The sequence below is a fragment of the Oerskovia paurometabola genome (assembly GCF_016907365.1).
GTDB lineage: Bacteria > Actinomycetota > Actinomycetes > Actinomycetales > Cellulomonadaceae > Oerskovia > Oerskovia paurometabola.
This window is the reverse complement of record NZ_JAFBBV010000001.1, coordinates 2422757-2440400: the sequence shown is the minus strand read 5'-3', so window position 1 is coordinate 2440400 and position 17644 is coordinate 2422757. Positions and strand designations below refer to the sequence as shown.

Here is a 17644-nt window from a genome sequence, read left to right as displayed (position 1 = left end):
CTCCGACGGACGTCGAGATTCTCCGGCGATCAGGGTGAGGAGGCACGCATGAGCGAAGAGACACGGACCGGTCGGTCCACGAGCGACAGCGGGCAGTCCTCGGCAGCACGGGTACGTTCACGGTTGGTGCGGTTCGGGGTCCGGGGGAGCCAGGGCGGCATCCCCGCGCTCGAACCCGTGCTCCAAGCGGTGCGGACCAACCACCCCAAGTCCGACCTCTCGGTCATCGAGCGTGCGTACGCGACCGCGGAGAAGGCCCACCGCGGCCAGCTGCGCAAGAGCGGCGACCCGTACATCACGCACCCCGTCGCGGTCGCGACGATCCTCGCCGACCTCGGCTTCGACGGTGCGACGCTCGCCGCCGCACTGCTCCACGACACGGTCGAGGACACCGAGTACTCGCTCGAACGCCTCACCGAGGAGTACGGCGAAGAGATCGCCATGCTGGTCGACGGCGTCACCAAGCTCGACAAGGTGACGTACGGCGACGCAGCGCAGGCCGAGACCGTGCGCAAGATGGTCGTGGCCATGGCCCGCGACATCCGCGTGCTCGTCATCAAGCTCGCCGACCGCCTGCACAACGCCCGGACCTGGAAGTTCGTCCCGTCGTCCTCCGCCGAGCGCAAGGCCCGCGAGACCCTCGAGATCTACGCGCCGCTCGCGCACCGCCTCGGCATGAACACCATCAAGTGGGAGCTCGAGGACCTGTCGTTCGCGACGCTCTACCCCAAGGTGTACGAGGAGATCGTGCACCTGGTCGCCGAGCGCGCGCCGGCCCGCGAGGAGTACCTCGCCGTGGTCCGCGAGCAGGTGACCGCAGACCTGCGCACCGCGAAGATCAAGGCGACCGTGACCGGGCGCCCCAAGCACTACTACTCGATCTACCAGAAGATGATCGTGCGCGGGCACGACTTCGCGGAGATCTACGACCTGGTCGGCGCACGCGTCCTGGTGGACACCGTGCGGGACTGCTACGCGGCGCTCGGCGCCCTGCACGCGCGATGGAACCCCGTCCCCGGGCGGTTCAAGGACTACATCGCGATGCCGAAGTTCAACATGTACCAGTCGTTGCACACCACGGTCATCGGCCCCGGCGGCAAGCCCGTCGAGATCCAGATCCGCACGCACGACATGCACCGGCGTGCCGAGTACGGGGTCGCGGCCCACTGGAAGTACAAGGAGGTCGCCAAGTCGAGCGGCGCTCCGGACACCGCCTCGACCGACATGCAGTGGCTGCGTCAGCTCGTCGACTGGCAGCGGGAGACGGCGGACCCCTCGGAGTTCCTCGACTCGCTGCGTTTCGAGATCGGCGGCGCCGAGGTCTACGTCTTCACGCCCAAGGGCGACGTCATCGCGCTGCCTGCGGGCTCGACCCCCGTCGACTTCGCGTACGCCGTGCACACCGAGGTCGGCCACCGCACCATGGGTGCGCGCGTCAACGGCCGGCTCGTCCCCCTCGACTCCACGCTCGAGAACGGCGACGTCGTCGACGTCCTGACGTCCAAGTCGGAGACGGCGGGACCCAGCCGGGACTGGCTCGCGTTCGTCTCCAGCCCGCGTGCCCGCAACAAGATCCGCCAGTGGTTCTCCAAGGAGCGCCGCGAGGAGGCCGTCGAGCACGGCAAGACCGCGATCGCCAAGGCCATGCGGAAGCAGAACCTGCCGATCCAGCGACTGCTCAGCCACGAGTCCCTCGTGGGTCTCGCCAACGAGATGCGCTACCCCGACGTCTCGGCGCTGTACGCCGCGATCGGCGAGGGGCAGGTCTCGGCCGCGAGCGTCGTGCAGAAGCTCGTGCACGCCATGGGCGGTGAGGACGGCGCGTCCGAGGACCTCGCCGAGGTCGCCCGCCCCGGGCACACCTCACGTCGCCCCCGCACGGGCGACCCGGGCGTGGTCGTCAAGGGCGTGGACGACATCTGGGTCAAGCTCGCCAAGTGCTGCACCCCGGTGCCGGGCGACGAGATCATCGGCTTCATCACGCGCGGCCAGGGCGTCAGCGTCCACCGCGCGGACTGCGCCAACGTGGTGGGGCTGCGCAACCAGCCCGAGCGCATCGTCGAGGTCGACTGGACGACGGGTGGCAACGCCCTGTTCCTGGTCCAGATCCAGGTCGAGGCGCTCGACCGCTCGCGCCTGCTCTCGGACGTGACCCGGGTCCTGTCGGACCACCACGTCAACATCCTGTCCGCGACGGTCTCGACGTCGAACGACCGGGTCGCGATGTCCCGCTTCGTGTTCGAGATGGCCGAGCCCGGGCACCTGGCCACGGTCCTGTCCGCGGTCCGCAAGATCGACGGCGTGTTCGACGTCTACCGGATCACGGGCTCCAAGGCGGAGGAGCGCCCTCAGCTGCCGGCCTGATCCGGCAGCGCTGCGGTGGGCACGGCCCGACGGCGTCGCTCGCCGTTCGGCGGGTGTCCGCGCGCTGCCGGTGGCAGCATCGGGGGATGGACCTGCCCGTGCTGCCGCCCACGCTGCCCATGCTCGCGAAGTCGGTCTCGGGCGTCCCGGACCCCGCCGCGGTCGAGGGCGGGCTGGTGTTCGAGCCCAAGTGGGACGGGTTCCGGGCGATCGTGTACCGCGACGGCGAGGAGGTGCGCCTCGACAGCCGCAGCGCCAAGCCCATGGAGCGGTACTTCCCCGACGTGGTGGCGGCCGTGCTCGACGCCCTGCCCGAGCGATGCGTGGTCGACGGCGAGATCGTGCTCCCGCAAGGGGGCCGGCTCGACTTCGAGGCGCTCCAGCAGCGCATCCATCCCGCGGCCTCCCGCGTCGCACGGCTGGCGGAGGAGACCCCGGCGAGCCTCGTGGTCTTCGACCTCCTGGCGCTGGGCGACGAGGACGTCACGGCCGAGCCCCTGAGCCGTCGCCAGGAGCTGCTCGCGGGCCTGGGGCTCGACGGTCCGCGCGTGCACCTGACTCCGCGCACCACGGATCGGGCGGTCGCGCAGGAGTGGTTCGAGGCGTTCGAGGGCGCCGGGCTCGACGGCGTCGTCGCGAAGCCGCTCGCGGCGCCCTACCAGCCGAACAAGCGCGTCATGCTCAAGGTCAAGCACGAGCGCACGGCCGACGTCGTGCTCGCGGGCTACCGCCTGCACAAGAGCTCGACTCCCGAGGAACCGCTGCTCGGGTCGCTCCTGCTGGGGCTGTACGACGACGCGGGGGGCCTGCAGTTCGTGGGCGTCGCGGCGTCGTTCCCCAGGGCGCGCAGGGCCGAGCTCGTGAACGAGCTGGCTCCGCTCGTGCTCGATCCCGGCAGCCCCGACGCGGCCGAGCACCCGTGGGCCGGGTGGGAGAGCCCCGGCACGGGGCGCATGCCCGGCGCACAGTCACGCTGGAGCGGTTCGAAGGACCTGTCGTTCGTCCCGCTGCGGGTCGAGAAGGTGCTCGAGGTCGCGTACGACCACATGGAGGGCAGCAGGTTCCGGCACACCGTCCAGCTCCGGCGCTGGCGCGCGGACCGCGAGCCGTCGTCGTGCACGTACGACCAGCTCGAGGAGCCCGTGAGCTATCGCCTCGACGAGCTGCTGCCGGGGGCGCCGGGCGTGGCGTGAGGGCTGCGTGGGAGCTGGTGGCGGTGGGTCAGGCGGTCACGGGGCGCCTACGGCGCTGACCTGGCCCCAGAAGGTCGCTCAGGCCGCCTTGCCGGCGCCGCCGGGACGCCGAGGGGTCAGGCGTCCGACGGGTGCTCCTCGTGTCGCGAGGCGTCCTTGCTGGGCTGCACGCGCTTGGGCTCGCCGGGCATCTTGGGGTGCTCTGGCGGGTAGGGCAGGTCGCCCAGGCCGTGGTCGCGCTCGTCGCGTGCTGCGAGCTCGAGCGTCTGCTCGAGCGAGAACCGCGGCTCGGGGGCCGTGGCGTCGAGGCGTGCGTGCAGGTCGCCCACCTCCGCGAAGCGCGCAGGCATGGTCAGCACGTCGAAGTCGTCCGGCCCGACGTCGGGCACCTCCTCCCAGCGCAGCGGCGCCGAGACCGTGGCCCGGGCGTTCGAACGGATCGAGTACGCCGAGGCGATCGTGCGGTCGCGCGCCATCTGGTTGTAGTCGACGAAGATCTTGACCCCGCGCTCCTCCTTCCACCACTTCGTGGTGACCTGGTCGGGCAGGCGGCGTTCGAGCTCGCGCCCGATCGCGATCGTCGCGCGGCGCGCCTGCACGAAGCTCCAGCGCGGCTCGACCGGGACGAACACGTGCAGCCCGCGGCCGCCCGACGTCTTGGGGAAGCCCTCCAGACCCAGCTCGCCCAGCAGCTCCCGCAGGTGCGGGGCGACGCGTGCGGCGTCCGAGTAGTCGGTGCCGGGCTGCGGGTCCAGGTCGATGCGGAGCTGGTCGGGAGACTCCACGTCCGCGCCCGTCACTGGCCACGGGTGGAAGGTCAGGGTCCCGAGGTTGGCCGCCCACAGCACCACGGCCAGCTCGGTCGGTCGGACCTCGTCAGCCGTGCGGCCGCTCGGGAACGCGATCCTGGCGGTCTCGACGTAGTCCGGGGCCCCCTGGGGGATGCGCTTCTGGTAGAACGCGTCGCCGCTGTTGTCCGTGCGCGTGCTCAGCCGCGCGCCCTCGAAGACTCCCTTGGGCCAGCGTTCGAGTGTCGTGGGACGCTCACGCAGCGCCGCGAGGATGCCCGGCCCGACGGACTGGAAGTAGGTGACGACGTCGAGCTTGGTCAGCCCGCGGCTGGGGAAGACGACACGGTCGGGGCTCGTGACGCGCACGGTGCGCCCGTCGACGTCGAGCTCGACCGCCGGGGTCGTGGAACGAGGCATCCCCTCACGGTAGACGCGGGGTCGCCCCGGCGCCCGGCGACGACCCGGCGTCCTGGGGCGTGGACGCGCTCAACAGGTCAGTGAGCAGCGCCCGAGCGCGCGGACGGCCCGTGCGCCGGTGACGCAGGTCCAGGACCCGCAGGGCGGCGCGGACGTCCAGCCCGGCCCCCTCCAGCAGGGCGGACAGCACGGGAGCCGCGAGCCGCGGGTCCGTCAGGCACGCGACGTCCACCGCGGTCCGCTCGACGCTCGTCACGAGGACCGTCCCGAGCTCGATCGTCTCGGGGCGCAGCAGGGCGCTCTGACGGGCGACCCGGCCGTGGCGCGGCGGCGGGCGGTGGACGCCCAGCGGGTGCACGACCTCGACCACGCAGTCCCCAGGGAAGCCGCAGTGGACCCACGCGGCGCTCGTGCCGCCCACCACGGTGCGTGGAGGCACGAGGGGGGCCAGGGAGAGCGCGCGGACCGCGGGGGTGAGCTCCGTCGTCGGGCGCACGGCGGTGTCCTCCCGGACCCGGACGAGCGCACCGCAGCGGACCAGGTCCGTCCAGGCGACCCGACCGCCCACGTGCTCGGGACGGACCAGCAGCGGCGCGTCCTCGACACGCACGTCCATGGCGACGTCCGCGGGCGTGCGGACGCGAACCGAGGATGCGGCAGGGAGCGAGAGCAGCGTGGTCACGGCCCCCAGCCTGACGCTCGGGCCGGGCATGCGCGAGGGGCCCGCGCGAGCCTGTGGACAAGGCGTTCGTCCACAGGCCCCACGGGCCCCTCGTGCGGTGCGGGATCAGCCGCGCGAGTCCTCGGCAGCCTTGACGACCTGCTCGAGCCACGCGCGACGAGCCGTGATCGCCGACTCGATCTCGGCGATCTTGCGCTTGTCACCCTTGGCCGTCGCAGCGGCCAGGTCCTCCTCGAGACCCGCGATCGCGGACTCGAGCTGGGCGGCGGCCCCCTCGGCGCGGGCACGCGTCTCGGGGTTCGAGCGCGACCACTGCGACTGCTCGGCGTCACGGACCGCGGTCTCGACCGCGCGCAGGCGGGCCTCGACGCGCTGGACGTCCGCACGCGGCACCTTGCCCGCGTCCTCCCACTTCTCCTGGATGTCGCGCAGCGCGACCTTGGCCTGAGCCAGGTCCGTGACCGGCACGAGCTTCTCGGCCTGCTCCAGGAGAGCCTCCTTGACCACGAGGTTCTGCGCGTACTCGGCGTCCGTGGCGGCGTTGAGCTCGTCACGGGCCTGGAAGAACGCGTCCTGGGCCGCGCGGAAACGTGCCCACAGGGCGTCGTCGTCGCGACGGTTGGCGCGCCCGGCGGCCTTCCACTCGGTCATGAGGTCGCGGAAGGCGCCCGCCGTCGCACCCCAGTCCGTGCTGTTCTGCAGGGCCTCGGCCCGCTGGACCAGCTTCTCCTTGACCTCCTTGGCCGAGGAGTTGCGCTGCTCGAGCTCGGCGAAGTAGTGCCGACGCTCGCGGTCGAAGGCCGTCCGGGCGTGGCTGAAGCGCTTCCAGAGCGCCTCCTCGCTGGTCCGGTCGATCCTCGGCCCGTTGCGCTGGGCGTCCTTCCACTGGTCGAGCAGCTTGCGCAGCTCCTCGCCCGCCGGGCGCCACTGGATGCGCGACGGATCGGTCGAGGCGATCTTCTCGGCCGCCTCGATGATCTCGGTGCGGGCCGCGAGCGCCGCCTCCTTGGCCGCGTTGCGCTCGGCCTCGAGCTCGGCGCGGCGCGAGGCCGCGACCGTGCGCAGGGACTCGACGTGCGCGCGCAGGCCGTCGAGGTCGCCCACGGCGGACGGCTCGGCGGTCTCCTCGGTGAGCTTGGCGAGGGTCGAGTCGATCTCCTTGACGGACAGGTCCGTGCCGGTCAGGCGCGCCTCGAAGAGCGCGACCTTGGCCTGGAGGTCGAGGTAGCGGCGCACGTACAGCGCGAGCGCCTCCTCGGGGGTGACCCCGGGGAACTGTCCGACGCTGCGCTCGCCCGCGGCCTCGGTCACGTAGACCGTGCCGTCCTCGTCGACGCGGCCGAAGCCCGCGGCCGCCTTGGCGGCCGCGCTGTCGTCGGGGATGACCGCGGCGGCCGCAGCCGGGGCGATGGTCGCCGCAGCGGGGGCGGCGGGAGCCGGGGTCCCCGGCTTGGGGGGACGCGGGACCGGGATCGCGCTCGGCTTGGGCGCGGCCGAGGGCTTGGGCGCGGCGGCCGGCTTCGGGGCCGGTGCGGCCTCGCCCGTGACCTCTGCGGAGGCCTCGGCAGAGACCTCCTCCTGGGGGGCCTCGGGCGCTGCGACCTCGGTCTCGACCGCAGTCTCGGTCGGGGTCGCCTCGCTGGCCGGGGCGTCGGGCGTCTCGGCAGGAGTCTCGTCCGTGACGGGCGCGGCGTCCTCGTCGCTCGCTGCGGCGGGCGCGTCCGTCGCGGCCTGGGGCGCGTCGGTCGCGGGCGCGGCCTCGGTCGGTTCAGCGACCGCCGGCACCTCGACCTGCTCCGTCGCGGGGGCCTCCTCGGATGCCTGCGCCGGAGAGTTCGCGTGGTTCTCGGTGCTCTCGCTCACTGGGTCTCAACTCCTTCGATGGTGACCGGGGTGGCGGGGGAGCCGTTGCCGGTCCCGTCCGCTGTGCCCGCGTCAGCGACTGCTCGGACGACGTCCAAGCCGGATGTGATCTTGCCGAAGACGGTGTACCCGCCCGTGGTGGTCGGCAAGGTGGTGTCCTCGTAGACGAGGAAGAACTGGCTGCCCATGGTGTCGGTACCGGCCTCGGTCCGTGCCATGGCGATGGTGCCGGCCGGGTAGAGGCCGTCCTCGGGGGCGTTCTCGACGGGCCCGAACTCGTAGCCCGGGCCCCCGGTGCCGGTGCCCGTGGGGTCTCCGCACTGCAGGATGAAGATGCCCTCGGTGGTCAGCCGGTGGCAGTCGGTCCCGTCGAAGTACTTCTCGCGGGCGAGCGAGACGAAGTTCGCGACGGCCTGGGGGGCGGCCTGCCCGTCGAGCGTGAAGGCGACGTCTCCGGCGCTGGTCCGCAGCTCGCCCGTCCACTCGCGGTCCTGCGCGGCCGAGGCCGGGGGCAGGGTGAACGTCTTGTCGGGGGCGTTGGCGTTGACGGCGAGCACGGTGACTCCTGCGACGACCGCGACCCCGGCGACCGCGCCGGCGATCGTCCACGCCCGACGCCTGCGGGCGCGAGCCGTGGCCTGGCGCTGGGTCCACTTCTGCTCACGCAGGCGGGCACGCTCGCGTTCGCGCTTGCTCGTTGACACCCCAACTCCTTCGTCTCACGCCACGGGCAGGTCCGCGTGCCGGCGCGAAGGCGCGTGATTGCACGGGTGGTCCACGGTTTCAGAGGACAGTCTAGGCATCGGGAGCGTTCCGGCGCGGTGACTTTCCGCCATTCAGGTCACGGTCCGGTATCAGGTGTCCTGTTTGTGAGGTCGGTACTGTCCTGGCATGGACGTCTTTCTCGTGGTCGCACCCGTGTTCGGCACCAACTGCACGATCGTCGCGCCCGGGGCGCGCGGCACGCTGCCCGACGGCGTCGCTCGCCCGTGCGTGATCGTCGACGCCGGGGCAGGGGTCGCCCCGGGAGTCGCGGAGCTGGTGCGGGAGCACGGCCTGGCGCCGACCGCGGTCCTCGCGACGCACGGGCACGCCGACCACACGTGGGACGCCGCCGAGCTGTGCGACCTCTACGGGGTGCCGCTGTGGATCCACGCGGGCGACGCCTACCGGCTCGCAGACCCGCTCGGCACGATCGAGCACGGGGCCCCGGCGGACGGGCCGCTCACGAGCGGGCCGCTGGCCGCGGCGCTCGCGGCAGGTGGCGCCAGGATCGAGGACTACCAGGAACCCCGTGAGGTGCGGACGTTCGGCTCGGGCGGTGGGTCCGGTGCCTCGCTGGTGCGCGGTCCCGGCGGCACGTCGGTGGCCGACCCGCGCGTACGGCTCGACCTGGGCGGCGTCCTGGTCGACTCCCTGCACGCGCCGGGCCACACCCAGGGCTCGACGCTCTACCTCCCGGTCGCCGCAGGGGACCAGGACGGCGGCGGCGCGGGCGACGGCCAGGTGGCCGGGATCGTGCTCGCCGGAGACGTCCTGTTCGCCGGCTCGGTGGGGCGGACCGACCTGCCCGGGGGAGACGGCGAGACGATGCAGCGCACCCTGCGCGACGTCGTCGGGCACCTCGACGACTCCCTCGAGGTGGTTCCTGGTCACGGGCCCCTGACGACGATCGGCCGCGAGCGCCGCACCAACCCGTACCTGCGGGGCCTGTGAATCGATTGCTCGTTCGGTCGGTACGTCTGGAAGGATCGGGTCCCATGGCCCGACCTACACCTCTCTCCGGTTTCCCCGAATGGCTCCCTGCTGGACGCGTCGTGGAGCAGCACGTGCTCGACACGCTGCGTCGCACGTTCGAGCTCCACGGTTTCGCGGGGATCGAGACGCGGGCCGTCGAGCCCCTGGACCAGCTGCTGCGCAAGGGCGAGACCTCCAAGGAGGTGTACGTGCTGCGCCGCCTCCAGGAGGAGGCTGACTCGTCCGAGGGGGCCGCGGGGGACCGAGGCGGCAAGGGGGACAAGCAGCTCGGCCTGCACTTCGACCTGACCGTGCCGTTCGCGCGGTACGTGCTGGAGAACGCCGGGCACCTGGCGTTCCCGTTCAAGCGCCACCAGATCCAGAAGGTGTGGCGCGGCGAGCGCCCCCAGGACGGGCGCTTCCGCGAGTTCGTGCAGGCCGACATCGACGTCGTGGGTGCGGGCGAGCTGCCCTACCACTTCGAGGTCGAGCTGCCGCTGGTCATGGCCGAGGCGCTGGGCGAGCTGCGCTCGATCGGTGTGCCCGAGGTCCGCATCCTGGTGAACAACCGCAAGGTCGCCGAGGGCTTCTACCGCGGGCTGGGCCTGGACGACGTCGAGGGCGTGCTGCGCAGCATCGACAAGCTCGACAAGATCGGGCCGGACAAGGTCGGGGCGCTGCTGGTCGCCGAGACGGGCGCGACGCCCGAGCAGGCGGCCGCGTGCCTGGCGCTCGCGGCGATCTCCGGCTCGGACGCGAGCGTCGCGGAGCGGGTGCGGGCGCTCGCGGCAGAGCACGGCGTGACCTCGGAGCTGCTCGAGGAGGGCCTGCGCGAGCTGTCGGCGCTGATCGACGCGGCGGCCGTGCGGGCGCCGGGCGTCGTGGTGGCGGACCTGAAGATCGCGCGCGGCCTGGACTACTACACGGGCTCGGTCTACGAGACGGTGCTGGTGGGGCACGAGCAGCTCGGGTCGATCTGCTCGGGCGGGCGCTACGACACCCTGGCCTCGGACGGCGCGAACACCTATCCGGGCGTGGGGCTCTCGATCGGCGTCTCGCGCCTGGTGTCGCGGCTGCTGAGCGCCGGCCTGGTCCGTTCGACGCGGTCGGTGCCGAGCGCGGTCGTGGTCGCGGTCACGAGCGAGGAGACGCGACCCGCGTCGGACGCGGTCGCGGTGGCGCTGCGCTCGCGCGGCATCCCGGTCGAGGTCGCGCCGAGTGCGGCCAAGTTCGGCAAGCAGATCAAGTTCGCGGACCGTCGCGGCATCCCGTTCGTGTGGTTCCCCGCGGGGATCGGTGCGGACGGCGAGGTCGTCGCTCACCAGGTCAAGGACATCCGTTCGGGCGAGCAGGTCGCTGCGGACCCGGCGACGTGGGCCCCGTCGGCGGAGGACCTGTGGCCTCGGGTCGTGCCCGCGGGGGAGTGAGCCCGCTGCCCGGGTGCTGACCCGGACGCGTGTGAGGCCCGGCAGGGGACACCCTGCCGGGCCTCACGTGTGCGTGCCCGGTGGTGCGGGCGACGATCCAGGCCTCGGACGTCTCCCGGCCGAAGGTCACGCCGACGGCGACCGCGTCGACAACCGGCTCGAACATGTGTTCGAATGGGGCGATGAGGTGGGACGGGCAGGCGATCACGGCGGACGACGGCGCGCTGCCCGGGCTCGGGCGCATGGCGGGGCTCGTGCGGACCGTGCGCACCCCGGAGTTCGCCGGGGTCACGTTCCACGAGGTGCTCGCCAAGAGCGCGCTGTCCAAGGTGCCGGGGGAGTCCCGCATGCCGTTCACCTGGACGATCAACCCGTACCGCGGATGCTCCCATGCGTGCTCCTACTGCTTCGCGCGCCCCTCGCACCGCTACCTCGACATGAACCCCGGCGAGGACTTCGACAGCCAGATCGTCGTCAAGATGAACGTCGCCGAGGTGCTGCGGGCCGAGCTCGCCAAGCCGTCCTGGACGGGCGACGCGGTCGCGCTCGGCACCAACACCGACCCCTACCAGCGCGCCGAGGGACGCTACCGGCTCATGCCGGGGATCATCGACGCGCTCGAGGCCTCGCGCACGCCGTTCTCGATCCTCACCAAGGGCACGCTCCTGCGCCGCGACCTGCCGCGTCTGACGCAGGCGGCCGAGCACGTCGACGTCGGCATCGGGGTCTCCCTGGCGTTCGTCGACGAGGACCTCCAGCAGGCCGTCGAGCCCGGCACCCCCACGCCGCGCGCCCGCCTCGACCTCATCCGCGCCGCCCGGGCGGCAGGGCTGCCGTGCGGGGTCATGATCGCCCCCGTGCTGCCGTGGCTCACCGACTCGACCGACCACCTCACACGCCTGCTCGACGCGGTCCACGAGGCCGGCGCGACCGGCGCCACGGTCCTCCCGCTGTTCCTCAAGCCCGGCACCCGCGAGTGGTTCATGGCCTGGCTGCGCCGCGACCACCCCGAGCGGGTCTCGGGCTACGAGCGCGTCTACGCGGGCGGGTCGTACGCGAGCCGCGCGTACCGCGACTGGCTGTGGGACCGCGTGCGGCCGCTGCTCGTCGAGCGCGGCTTCGCGAGCGCCGGTCACCGGGCCCAGGCACGCACGTCCGGGCACGCCCGGACCGCTTGGCACCCCGAGACCCCTGGCGAGAGAGCGCGGCACGACGAGGGGGCCTATCCGGCGGGGAGCCTCGTGGTGCAGGACCGGGACCGCGGTGGACCGTCCGGACGTACGAGCCCGAGCGCGGCGGCGAGCGCCGAGCAGCTGCTCTTCTAGCGTGTCGGCGGCTGCCCCCGCGCTCAGTCCTGCGCGAGCCGTGCCGGGAACCCGCCCGTGGCCACGGGGCCCCAACCCGTGATCGTCACGCGCAGCAGCGACTTGCCCTGCGCGACCATGGCCTGGCGGTACTCGTCCCAGTCGGGGTGCTCCCCGGCGACCGACCGGTAGTACTCGACGAGGGGCTCGACCGAGTCGGGCAGGTCGATCACCTCGGCCGTGCCGTCGACCTGGACCCAGGCGTCGTCGAAGTCCTCGCCCAGGACGCACAGCGACGCGGCGGGGTCGCGCCGCAGGTTCACGGCCTTGGCGCGGTCGGGGTAGGTCGAGACCACGACGCGCCCCTCGCCGTCGACCCCGTACGTGACGGGGCTCATCTGCGGGGCGCCGTTCGCGCGCCGGGTGAGCAGCACGGCCCGCCGGTTGGCGCGCAGGAACGCGACGAGCTCCGCGCGTCCGATCCGGTCCGTGGTCGCGATCCGCCTGGCCATGGGTGCCTCCCGGTGGGTTCTCCTGAACGTGGTCCGCCCACAGACTAGACTCGTCCGAGTGCGTCGTCTGCGCACTCCCCACTCCCATCCCGGGACGCCACTGTGCGCCCCGGCATGTTCCGGAAGGACTCTCTCCGTGCTTCGCACCCACACAGCCGGCTCCCTGCGGGCCGAGCAGATCGGTCAGACCGTCACCCTCACCGGTTGGGTCGATCGTCGCCGCGATCACGGTGGGGTGGCCTTCATCGACCTGCGCGACGCCTCGGGCATCGCCCAGGTCGTCATCCGCGACGAGTCGATCGCGCACCCGCTGCGCGCCGAGTTCGTGCTCCAGGTCACCGGTGTGGTCTCCCGTCGCCCCGAGGGCAACGAGAACAAGAACCTCCCCACGGGTGAGGTCGAGGTCGTGGTGAGCGACGTCGTCGTGCTCAACGAGTCCGCGCCCCTGCCGTTCCAGGTCTCCACGGCCCTCGAGGGCACCGAGGTCATCGGCGAGGAGGCGCGCCTCAAGCACCGCTACCTGGATCTGCGCCGCCCCACCCCGGCCCACGCCCTGCGCCTGCGCGCCAAGGCCAACCAGGCCGCGCGCCGCGTGCTCGACGAGCAGGACTTCGTCGAGATCGAGACTCCGACCCTGACGCGTTCGACGCCCGAGGGTGCCCGCGACTTCCTGGTCCCCGCGCGCCTGGCCCCCGGGTCCTGGTACGCGCTGCCGCAGTCCCCGCAGCTGTTCAAGCAGCTGCTCATGGTCTCCGGCATGGAGCGCTACTACCAGATCGCCCGCTGCTACCGCGACGAGGACTTCCGCGCGGACCGTCAGCCCGAGTTCACGCAGCTCGACGTCGAGATGAGCTTCGTCGAGCAGGACGACGTGATCGCGCTCGGCGAGCAGATCCTCGTCGCGCTGTGGGATCTCATCGGGTACAAGATCCCCACGCCCATCCCGCGCATGACGTTCCACGACGCGATGCGCCTGTACGGGTCGGACAAGCCGGACCTGCGCTTCGGCAACCCGCTCGTCGAGCTGACGGACTACTTCAAGGACACCCCGTTCCGTGTCTTCCAGGCCGAGTACGTGGGCGCCGTCGTCATGGCGGGCGGGGCCTCGCAGCCGCGCCGCCAGTTCGACGCCTGGCAGGAGTGGGCCAAGCAGCGCGGGGCCAAGGGCCTGGCGTACGTGACGTTCCAGGAGGACGGGACCCTCGCGGGCCCGGTCGCCAAGAACCTGTCCGACGCCGAGCGCGAGGGCCTGCGCGACGCGACCGGCGCCCAGCCGGGCGACGCGGTGTTCTTCGCGGCGGGCCGGACCAACGAGTCGCGCGCCCTGCTGGGCGCGGCCCGCCAGGAGATCGCCAAGCGCACCGGGCAGATCGACGAGAACGCCTGGGCGTTCGTCTGGATCGTCGACGCCCCGCTGTTCAAGCCCACGGGTGAGGCCGCCGACGAGGGCGACGTCGCCCTCGGCAACTCGGCCTGGACCGCGGTGCACCACGCGTTCACCTCGCCCACGCCCGAGTGGATCGACACGTTCGAGCAGAACCCGGGCGAGGCGCTCGCGTACGCGTACGACATCGTGTGCAACGGCAACGAGATCGGCGGCGGCTCGATCCGTATCCACCGCCGTGACGTCCAGGAGCGTGTGTTCGCGGTCATGGGCATCGGCGAGGAGGAGGCTCAGGAGAAGTTCGGCTTCCTGCTCGACGCCTTCGCGTTCGGCGCCCCGCCGCACGGCGGCATCGCGTTCGGCTGGGACCGCATCGTGGCGCTGCTGACGAAGTCGGAGTCGATCCGCGACGTCATCGCGTTCCCCAAGTCGGGCGGCGGGTTCGACCCGCTCACGCAGGCGCCCGCGCCCATCACGGCGCAGCAGCGCAAGGAGGCGGGCGTCGACGCGAAGCCCAAGGCCGCGCCCGCGCCGGACGCAGCGGCGGAGGCCGCTGACGCTCCTGCCACCGCCGGGAAGGCGTGAGCGCCCCGGACACCCGCACGCAGGCAAGGACGCTGGGAGGCTCGACCGGTCTGAGGGACCGGTGGGCCTCCCACCCCTTTGTCCTGGTGGACCTCCCCGAGTGGGACGTGCGCGGGGTGTGGCAGGACGAGCACGCGTGCGTGCTGAGCGTGGCGGCGCCCGTCCCTCTCGGTGAGGGGCAGGTGCCCGACGGCGGCGCTCACCACGAGCGTGTCGGCCTGTGGGGCATGGGCTCGCCCGAGGCGACCGCGACCCTGCTGGCGCGCGTGGCCCAGGACGGTGAGCTCGGGGAGCACGTCGTGAGCGCGGGCCTGCCGCGCGGGACCCTCACGGTCCTGGGGGACCGGTGCGCGAGCGAGGACCTGCCGACGATCCTGCGCGAGCCCGACAGCGAGAAGTCGGTCTCGACGTGGGACTTCTTCGCGACCCGCGAGGCCCCCGCCCCCCAGCCGGGCGAGGAGCGCGTCGAGGCGCTGACCGGCCCCTCGGCGGCGGCCGAGGTCCGCGCGTGCCTGGACGTGGCGAACCCGCTCGCGGAGATGAGCCCCGAGGACCCGCTGACGCGCTGGTGGGGCTGGCGCGACCCTGACGGGGTGCTGCGCGGCGTCGTCGGCGCCCGGCAGGCGGTCCCCGGAGCCCCGTGGTCGCTGGGCAGTGTCGCGACCGACCCAGCGTGGCGTGGGCACGGCATCGCTGCGGCCACCACGGCCGTCGTGACCCGTGCCGGGCTCGACGAGTCCGACTGGGTGACGTTGGGCATGTATGCCGACAACGACGCCGCCCGCCGCGTCTACACGCGCCTGGGCTACGCCGTCGTGCAGGAGTTCGAGAGCCGGCACTGAGCCGCGCCCGCCCCTCGTGTCCCGCTGAGTGCGGAGCAGTCGTCGCCGAACGCCCGTCGTTCTCGACAGCTGCTCCGCACCGAGCTGTTCCGCCGCTCGGCACCCGGGCGACCGGGCACGCTCACCCGGGTCAGTGCGCGATCGAGAACTTCGAGTACAGCCACCTCAGGTGCTTGGGCGCCCACCAGTTGGCCCGGCCCAGCAGCGTCATGGTCGCGGGCACCAGCAGGATCCGCACGATCGTCGCGTCGATGAACACCGCCACGGCCAGCGCGAAGCCGACCTCCTTGATGACGAGCAGCTCACCGAACACGAAGCCCGCGAACACCACGATGATGATGGCCGCGGCCGACGTGATGATCCGCCCTGATCGCTGCAGCCCCAGACGCACGGCCTCGTCGTTGGACAGGCCCGCGTCGTGCAGCTCCTTGATCCGGGACAGCAGGAACACCTCGTAGTCCATGGCCAGCCCGAACGCGAACGCGATCACCAGGGCCACGACGTACGTCTCGATGCCGCCCGCCGACGAGAAGTCCAGCAGCCCCTCCAGGTGCCCCTCCTGGAAAACCCACACCAGCACGCCCAACGACGCGGCGAGGGACAGTGCGTTCGTCAGGAGCGCCTTGACCGGGATGAGGACCGAGCCGGTCATGAGGAACAACAGCACGAACGTCGCGACCACCACGATCCCCACGGCCCACCACACCCGGTCCGCGAGCGCCGCCCGGAAGTCGACCTGCCCGGCGGCCTGCCCCGTGACGTAGAACGTGAACCCGGGGTCCTGGGCGCGCAGCTCCTCGACGACGGCCACGGCCTCGGGGCCGCCCGCGTCGGCGGCGTCGAGGTGGACCCCGACGAGCGCGTGGTCGTCGCCCACGGGGACCGCAGGGTCCACCCGCTCGACGCCGTCGAGGCCCGCGATGTCGTCGGCCCAGGCCTGGGCCTCCTCGGGCGTGGAGTCGGTCACGACGCGGACGTCGGCGCTCGCGGACGCGGGGAACTGGGTGGAGAGCTCGTCGACGAACTCGCGCTGGGGCGAGCTCTGGGGCAGCAGCTCGATGCCCGAGTTGCGCATCTGCAGGCCGAGCACCGGCAGCGCGAGCACCACCAGGACGGCGACGGTGGCGAGCATGACCCAGACCGGGTGGCGTTGGACGCGGCCCGTGAGCCGGGAGAAGAAGCCCTCGTCGGACTGGACGTCGGCCGTGCGGGCCAGGACGGCGCGCAGCCCGGGGACCTTGCTCAGGACGCCGGGCCGGACGAGCCGGTGGCCCGCGAGCGCGAGCAGGGCGGGCACGAGGGTCATCGCGGTCGCGACGGCGATGAGGATGACGGCCAGCCCGGCGGCGCCGATGGCGCGCAGGATGTCGGGCTCGAAGACCATGAGGCCCGCGATCGAGATCGCGACGGTCAGCGCCGAGAAGGCCACGGTGCGCCCGGCGGTGGCCATGGTGCGCACGACGGCGGTGGTCACGTCGGCGTCGCGGCGCCGCGAGCGCCGGGTCCCGCGGGCCGTCGGGGACCCATCCGCCACGCCGGCCCCGGAATCCGTGCCCGGCGTGGCGTCCCCGGAGGGCGTGGCGCGACCCGGTGACGCGTCGTCGAGGGCGTGCAGCTCCTCGCGGAAGCGCGACACGATGAGCAGCCCGTAGTCGATCGAGAGCCCCAGGCCCAGCAGCGTCACGACGTTCACGACCGACGCGTCGATGGTCAACGGGTAGGACAGGCCCAGGAGGACGCCGAGCCCGGCACCGATCGAGGCGATGGCCCCGGCCATGGGCATCGCGGCGGCGAGGAACCCGCCGAAGACCAGGACCATGACGAGCAGCGCGATGGGCAGCGCGATCATCTCGCCCGTCGTGAGGTCCTTCTCGACCTGGGACGTGATGGCCTCGACGATCAGGTCGTTGCTCGACACGAGCCCGGTCGCGTCCGGGGCCACGTCGGCGAGGTCCGCGGGCACGGCCTCGAGGATCCCGACGACGTCGGTCGCCGCCGCGGCCTGGGCGTCCTCGTCGAGGCCCGGCTCGAGCGTCACGGACAGCACGAACCCGTCGCCGTCGGCCGCGACGAGGGACTGTGCGGCCTCGGTCGCGACGCCCCCGGGGATCACGTACGGGTCGACGACCGTCTCGACCCCGGCGACCGCGGCGAGCTCCTGGTGCACGGGGGCCATGGCCTCGGCGACGGCCGGGTCTGCGGGGTCGACGCCGCTCACGAGCAGCGAGACCGTCTCGCCCGTCTCGGTCTGCTCGGTGAGGATCTCGGTGCCGCGCTCGCTCTGCGAGCCGGGGACCGACGGTTCGCCCGTGGTCAGGCGGTCGAACAGGCTCTCGCCGTGGACGCCCACGACGGCCAGGGCGAACCCCAGGGCGGTCAGCACCACCCAGACGGCGACGGTCAGACGGGGACGGTGGGCGACGGCGCGGCCAAGACTCTCGAACACCCCGTCAGCATCGCACCTCGCGCCGGGCCGTGCCGGGCCGTGCACAGTCTGGGCGGGCAGCTCTCACGGAGTGCGGCGCGGGCCGTGTCGAGGAGTG

Annotated in this window: 13 protein-coding genes; 7 read left to right on the top strand and 6 right to left on the bottom strand. The window is 72.7% G+C overall.

What is annotated here, in order from left to right:
* Positions 1-48: 48 nt before the first annotated feature.
* Together JOD48_RS10935 and JOD48_RS10930 are read left to right on the top strand one after the other, a co-directional pair.
* Complete coding sequence (locus JOD48_RS10935) at positions 49-2364, top strand: RelA/SpoT family protein (RefSeq protein WP_239527393.1); 2316 nt, start codon at positions 49-51, stop codon at positions 2362-2364.
* Positions 2365-2450: 86 nt separating this feature from the next.
* Positions 2451-3557: an ATP-dependent DNA ligase gene (locus JOD48_RS10930; RefSeq protein WP_204809021.1), complete on the top strand. Its 1107-nt coding sequence runs from the start codon at positions 2451-2453 to the stop codon at positions 3555-3557.
* Between the two features lie 116 nt (positions 3558-3673).
* Here JOD48_RS10930 and ligD read toward each other — a convergent pair whose 3' ends face one another.
* From ligD to JOD48_RS10910, 4 genes are all read right to left on the bottom strand, one after another.
* A complete protein-coding gene (gene ligD / locus JOD48_RS10925; protein ID WP_204809019.1) occupies positions 3674-4765 on the bottom strand; it encodes a non-homologous end-joining DNA ligase in 1092 nt (363 codons plus the stop codon).
* Between the two features lie 4 nt (positions 4766-4769).
* Positions 4770-5447 carry a hypothetical protein gene (locus JOD48_RS10920; RefSeq protein WP_204809017.1) on the bottom strand — a complete coding sequence of 226 codons (678 nt, stop codon included), beginning with the start codon at positions 5445-5447 and terminating at the stop codon, positions 4770-4772.
* 105 nt (positions 5448-5552) lie between these two features.
* Positions 5553-7310 (bottom strand): DUF349 domain-containing protein, encoded by a 1758-nt coding sequence (locus JOD48_RS10915; protein WP_204809015.1) that lies wholly within the window; start codon positions 7308-7310, stop codon positions 5553-5555.
* Positions 7307-8014 carry a peptidylprolyl isomerase gene (locus JOD48_RS10910; protein ID WP_191790472.1) on the bottom strand — a complete coding sequence of 236 codons (708 nt, stop codon included), beginning with the start codon at positions 8012-8014 and terminating at the stop codon, positions 7307-7309. The genes JOD48_RS10915 and JOD48_RS10910 overlap by 4 nt, the downstream gene beginning before the upstream one ends.
* A 187-nt stretch (positions 8015-8201) precedes the next feature.
* On the opposite strand from JOD48_RS10910, the gene JOD48_RS10905 reads away from it, so the two are divergent.
* The 3 genes from JOD48_RS10905 to JOD48_RS10895 all read left to right on the top strand — a co-directional run bounded on the left by JOD48_RS10905 (position 8202) and on the right by JOD48_RS10895 (position 11799).
* Positions 8202-9026: an MBL fold metallo-hydrolase gene (locus tag JOD48_RS10905; RefSeq protein ID WP_204809013.1), complete on the top strand. Its 825-nt coding sequence runs from the start codon at positions 8202-8204 to the stop codon at positions 9024-9026.
* 44 nt (positions 9027-9070) lie between these two features.
* Positions 9071-10474: a histidine--tRNA ligase gene (gene hisS / locus JOD48_RS10900; RefSeq protein WP_204809011.1), complete on the top strand. Its 1404-nt coding sequence runs from the start codon at positions 9071-9073 to the stop codon at positions 10472-10474.
* A 182-nt stretch (positions 10475-10656) separates the two neighbouring features.
* Positions 10657-11799: an Rv2578c family radical SAM protein gene (locus JOD48_RS10895; RefSeq protein ID WP_204809009.1), complete on the top strand. Its 1143-nt coding sequence runs from the start codon at positions 10657-10659 to the stop codon at positions 11797-11799.
* A 23-nt stretch (positions 11800-11822) separates the two neighbouring features.
* Here the strand turns inward: JOD48_RS10895 and JOD48_RS10890 are convergent, their stop codons facing one another.
* Positions 11823-12290, bottom strand: a complete 468-nt coding sequence (locus JOD48_RS10890) for a PPOX class F420-dependent oxidoreductase (protein ID WP_204809007.1) — start codon at positions 12288-12290, stop codon at positions 11823-11825.
* Positions 12291-12426: 136 nt separating this feature from the next.
* Here JOD48_RS10890 and aspS point away from each other — a divergent pair, with 136 nt between their 5' ends.
* Positions 12427-14259, top strand: a complete 1833-nt coding sequence (gene aspS / locus JOD48_RS10885) for an aspartate--tRNA ligase (RefSeq protein ID WP_204809005.1) — start codon at positions 12427-12429, stop codon at positions 14257-14259.
* A gap of 86 nt (positions 14260-14345) precedes the next feature.
* Positions 14346-15101 carry a GNAT family N-acetyltransferase gene (locus JOD48_RS10880; protein WP_307824100.1) on the top strand — a complete coding sequence of 252 codons (756 nt, stop codon included), beginning with the start codon at positions 14346-14348 and terminating at the stop codon, positions 15099-15101.
* A 130-nt stretch (positions 15102-15231) separates the two neighbouring features.
* Here JOD48_RS10880 and JOD48_RS10875 read toward each other — a convergent pair whose 3' ends face one another.
* On the bottom strand, positions 15232-17547 hold the full coding sequence (locus JOD48_RS10875; protein WP_204809003.1) for an MMPL family transporter: 2316 nt from the start codon (positions 17545-17547) through the stop codon (positions 15232-15234).
* Positions 17548-17644: the final 97 nt, after the last annotated feature.

Bases quoted from the DNA above. Each gene is read 5' to 3' on its own strand.
- JOD48_RS10935 (WP_239527393.1), top strand. From the start codon at position 49: ATGAGCGAAGAGACACGGACCGGTCGGTCCACGAGCGACAGCGGGCAG.
- JOD48_RS10930 (WP_204809021.1), top strand. From the start codon at position 2,451: ATGGACCTGCCCGTGCTGCCGCCCACGCTGCCCATGCTCGCGAAGTCG.
- ligD (WP_204809019.1), bottom strand. From the start codon at position 4,765: ATGCCTCGTTCCACGACCCCGGCGGTCGAGCTCGACGTCGACGGGCGC.
- JOD48_RS10905 (WP_204809013.1), top strand. From the start codon at position 8,202: ATGGACGTCTTTCTCGTGGTCGCACCCGTGTTCGGCACCAACTGCACG.
- hisS (WP_204809011.1), top strand. From the start codon at position 9,071: ATGGCCCGACCTACACCTCTCTCCGGTTTCCCCGAATGGCTCCCTGCT.
- JOD48_RS10895 (WP_204809009.1), top strand. From the start codon at position 10,657: ATGAGGTGGGACGGGCAGGCGATCACGGCGGACGACGGCGCGCTGCCC.
- JOD48_RS10890 (WP_204809007.1), bottom strand. From the start codon at position 12,290: ATGGCCAGGCGGATCGCGACCACGGACCGGATCGGACGCGCGGAGCTC.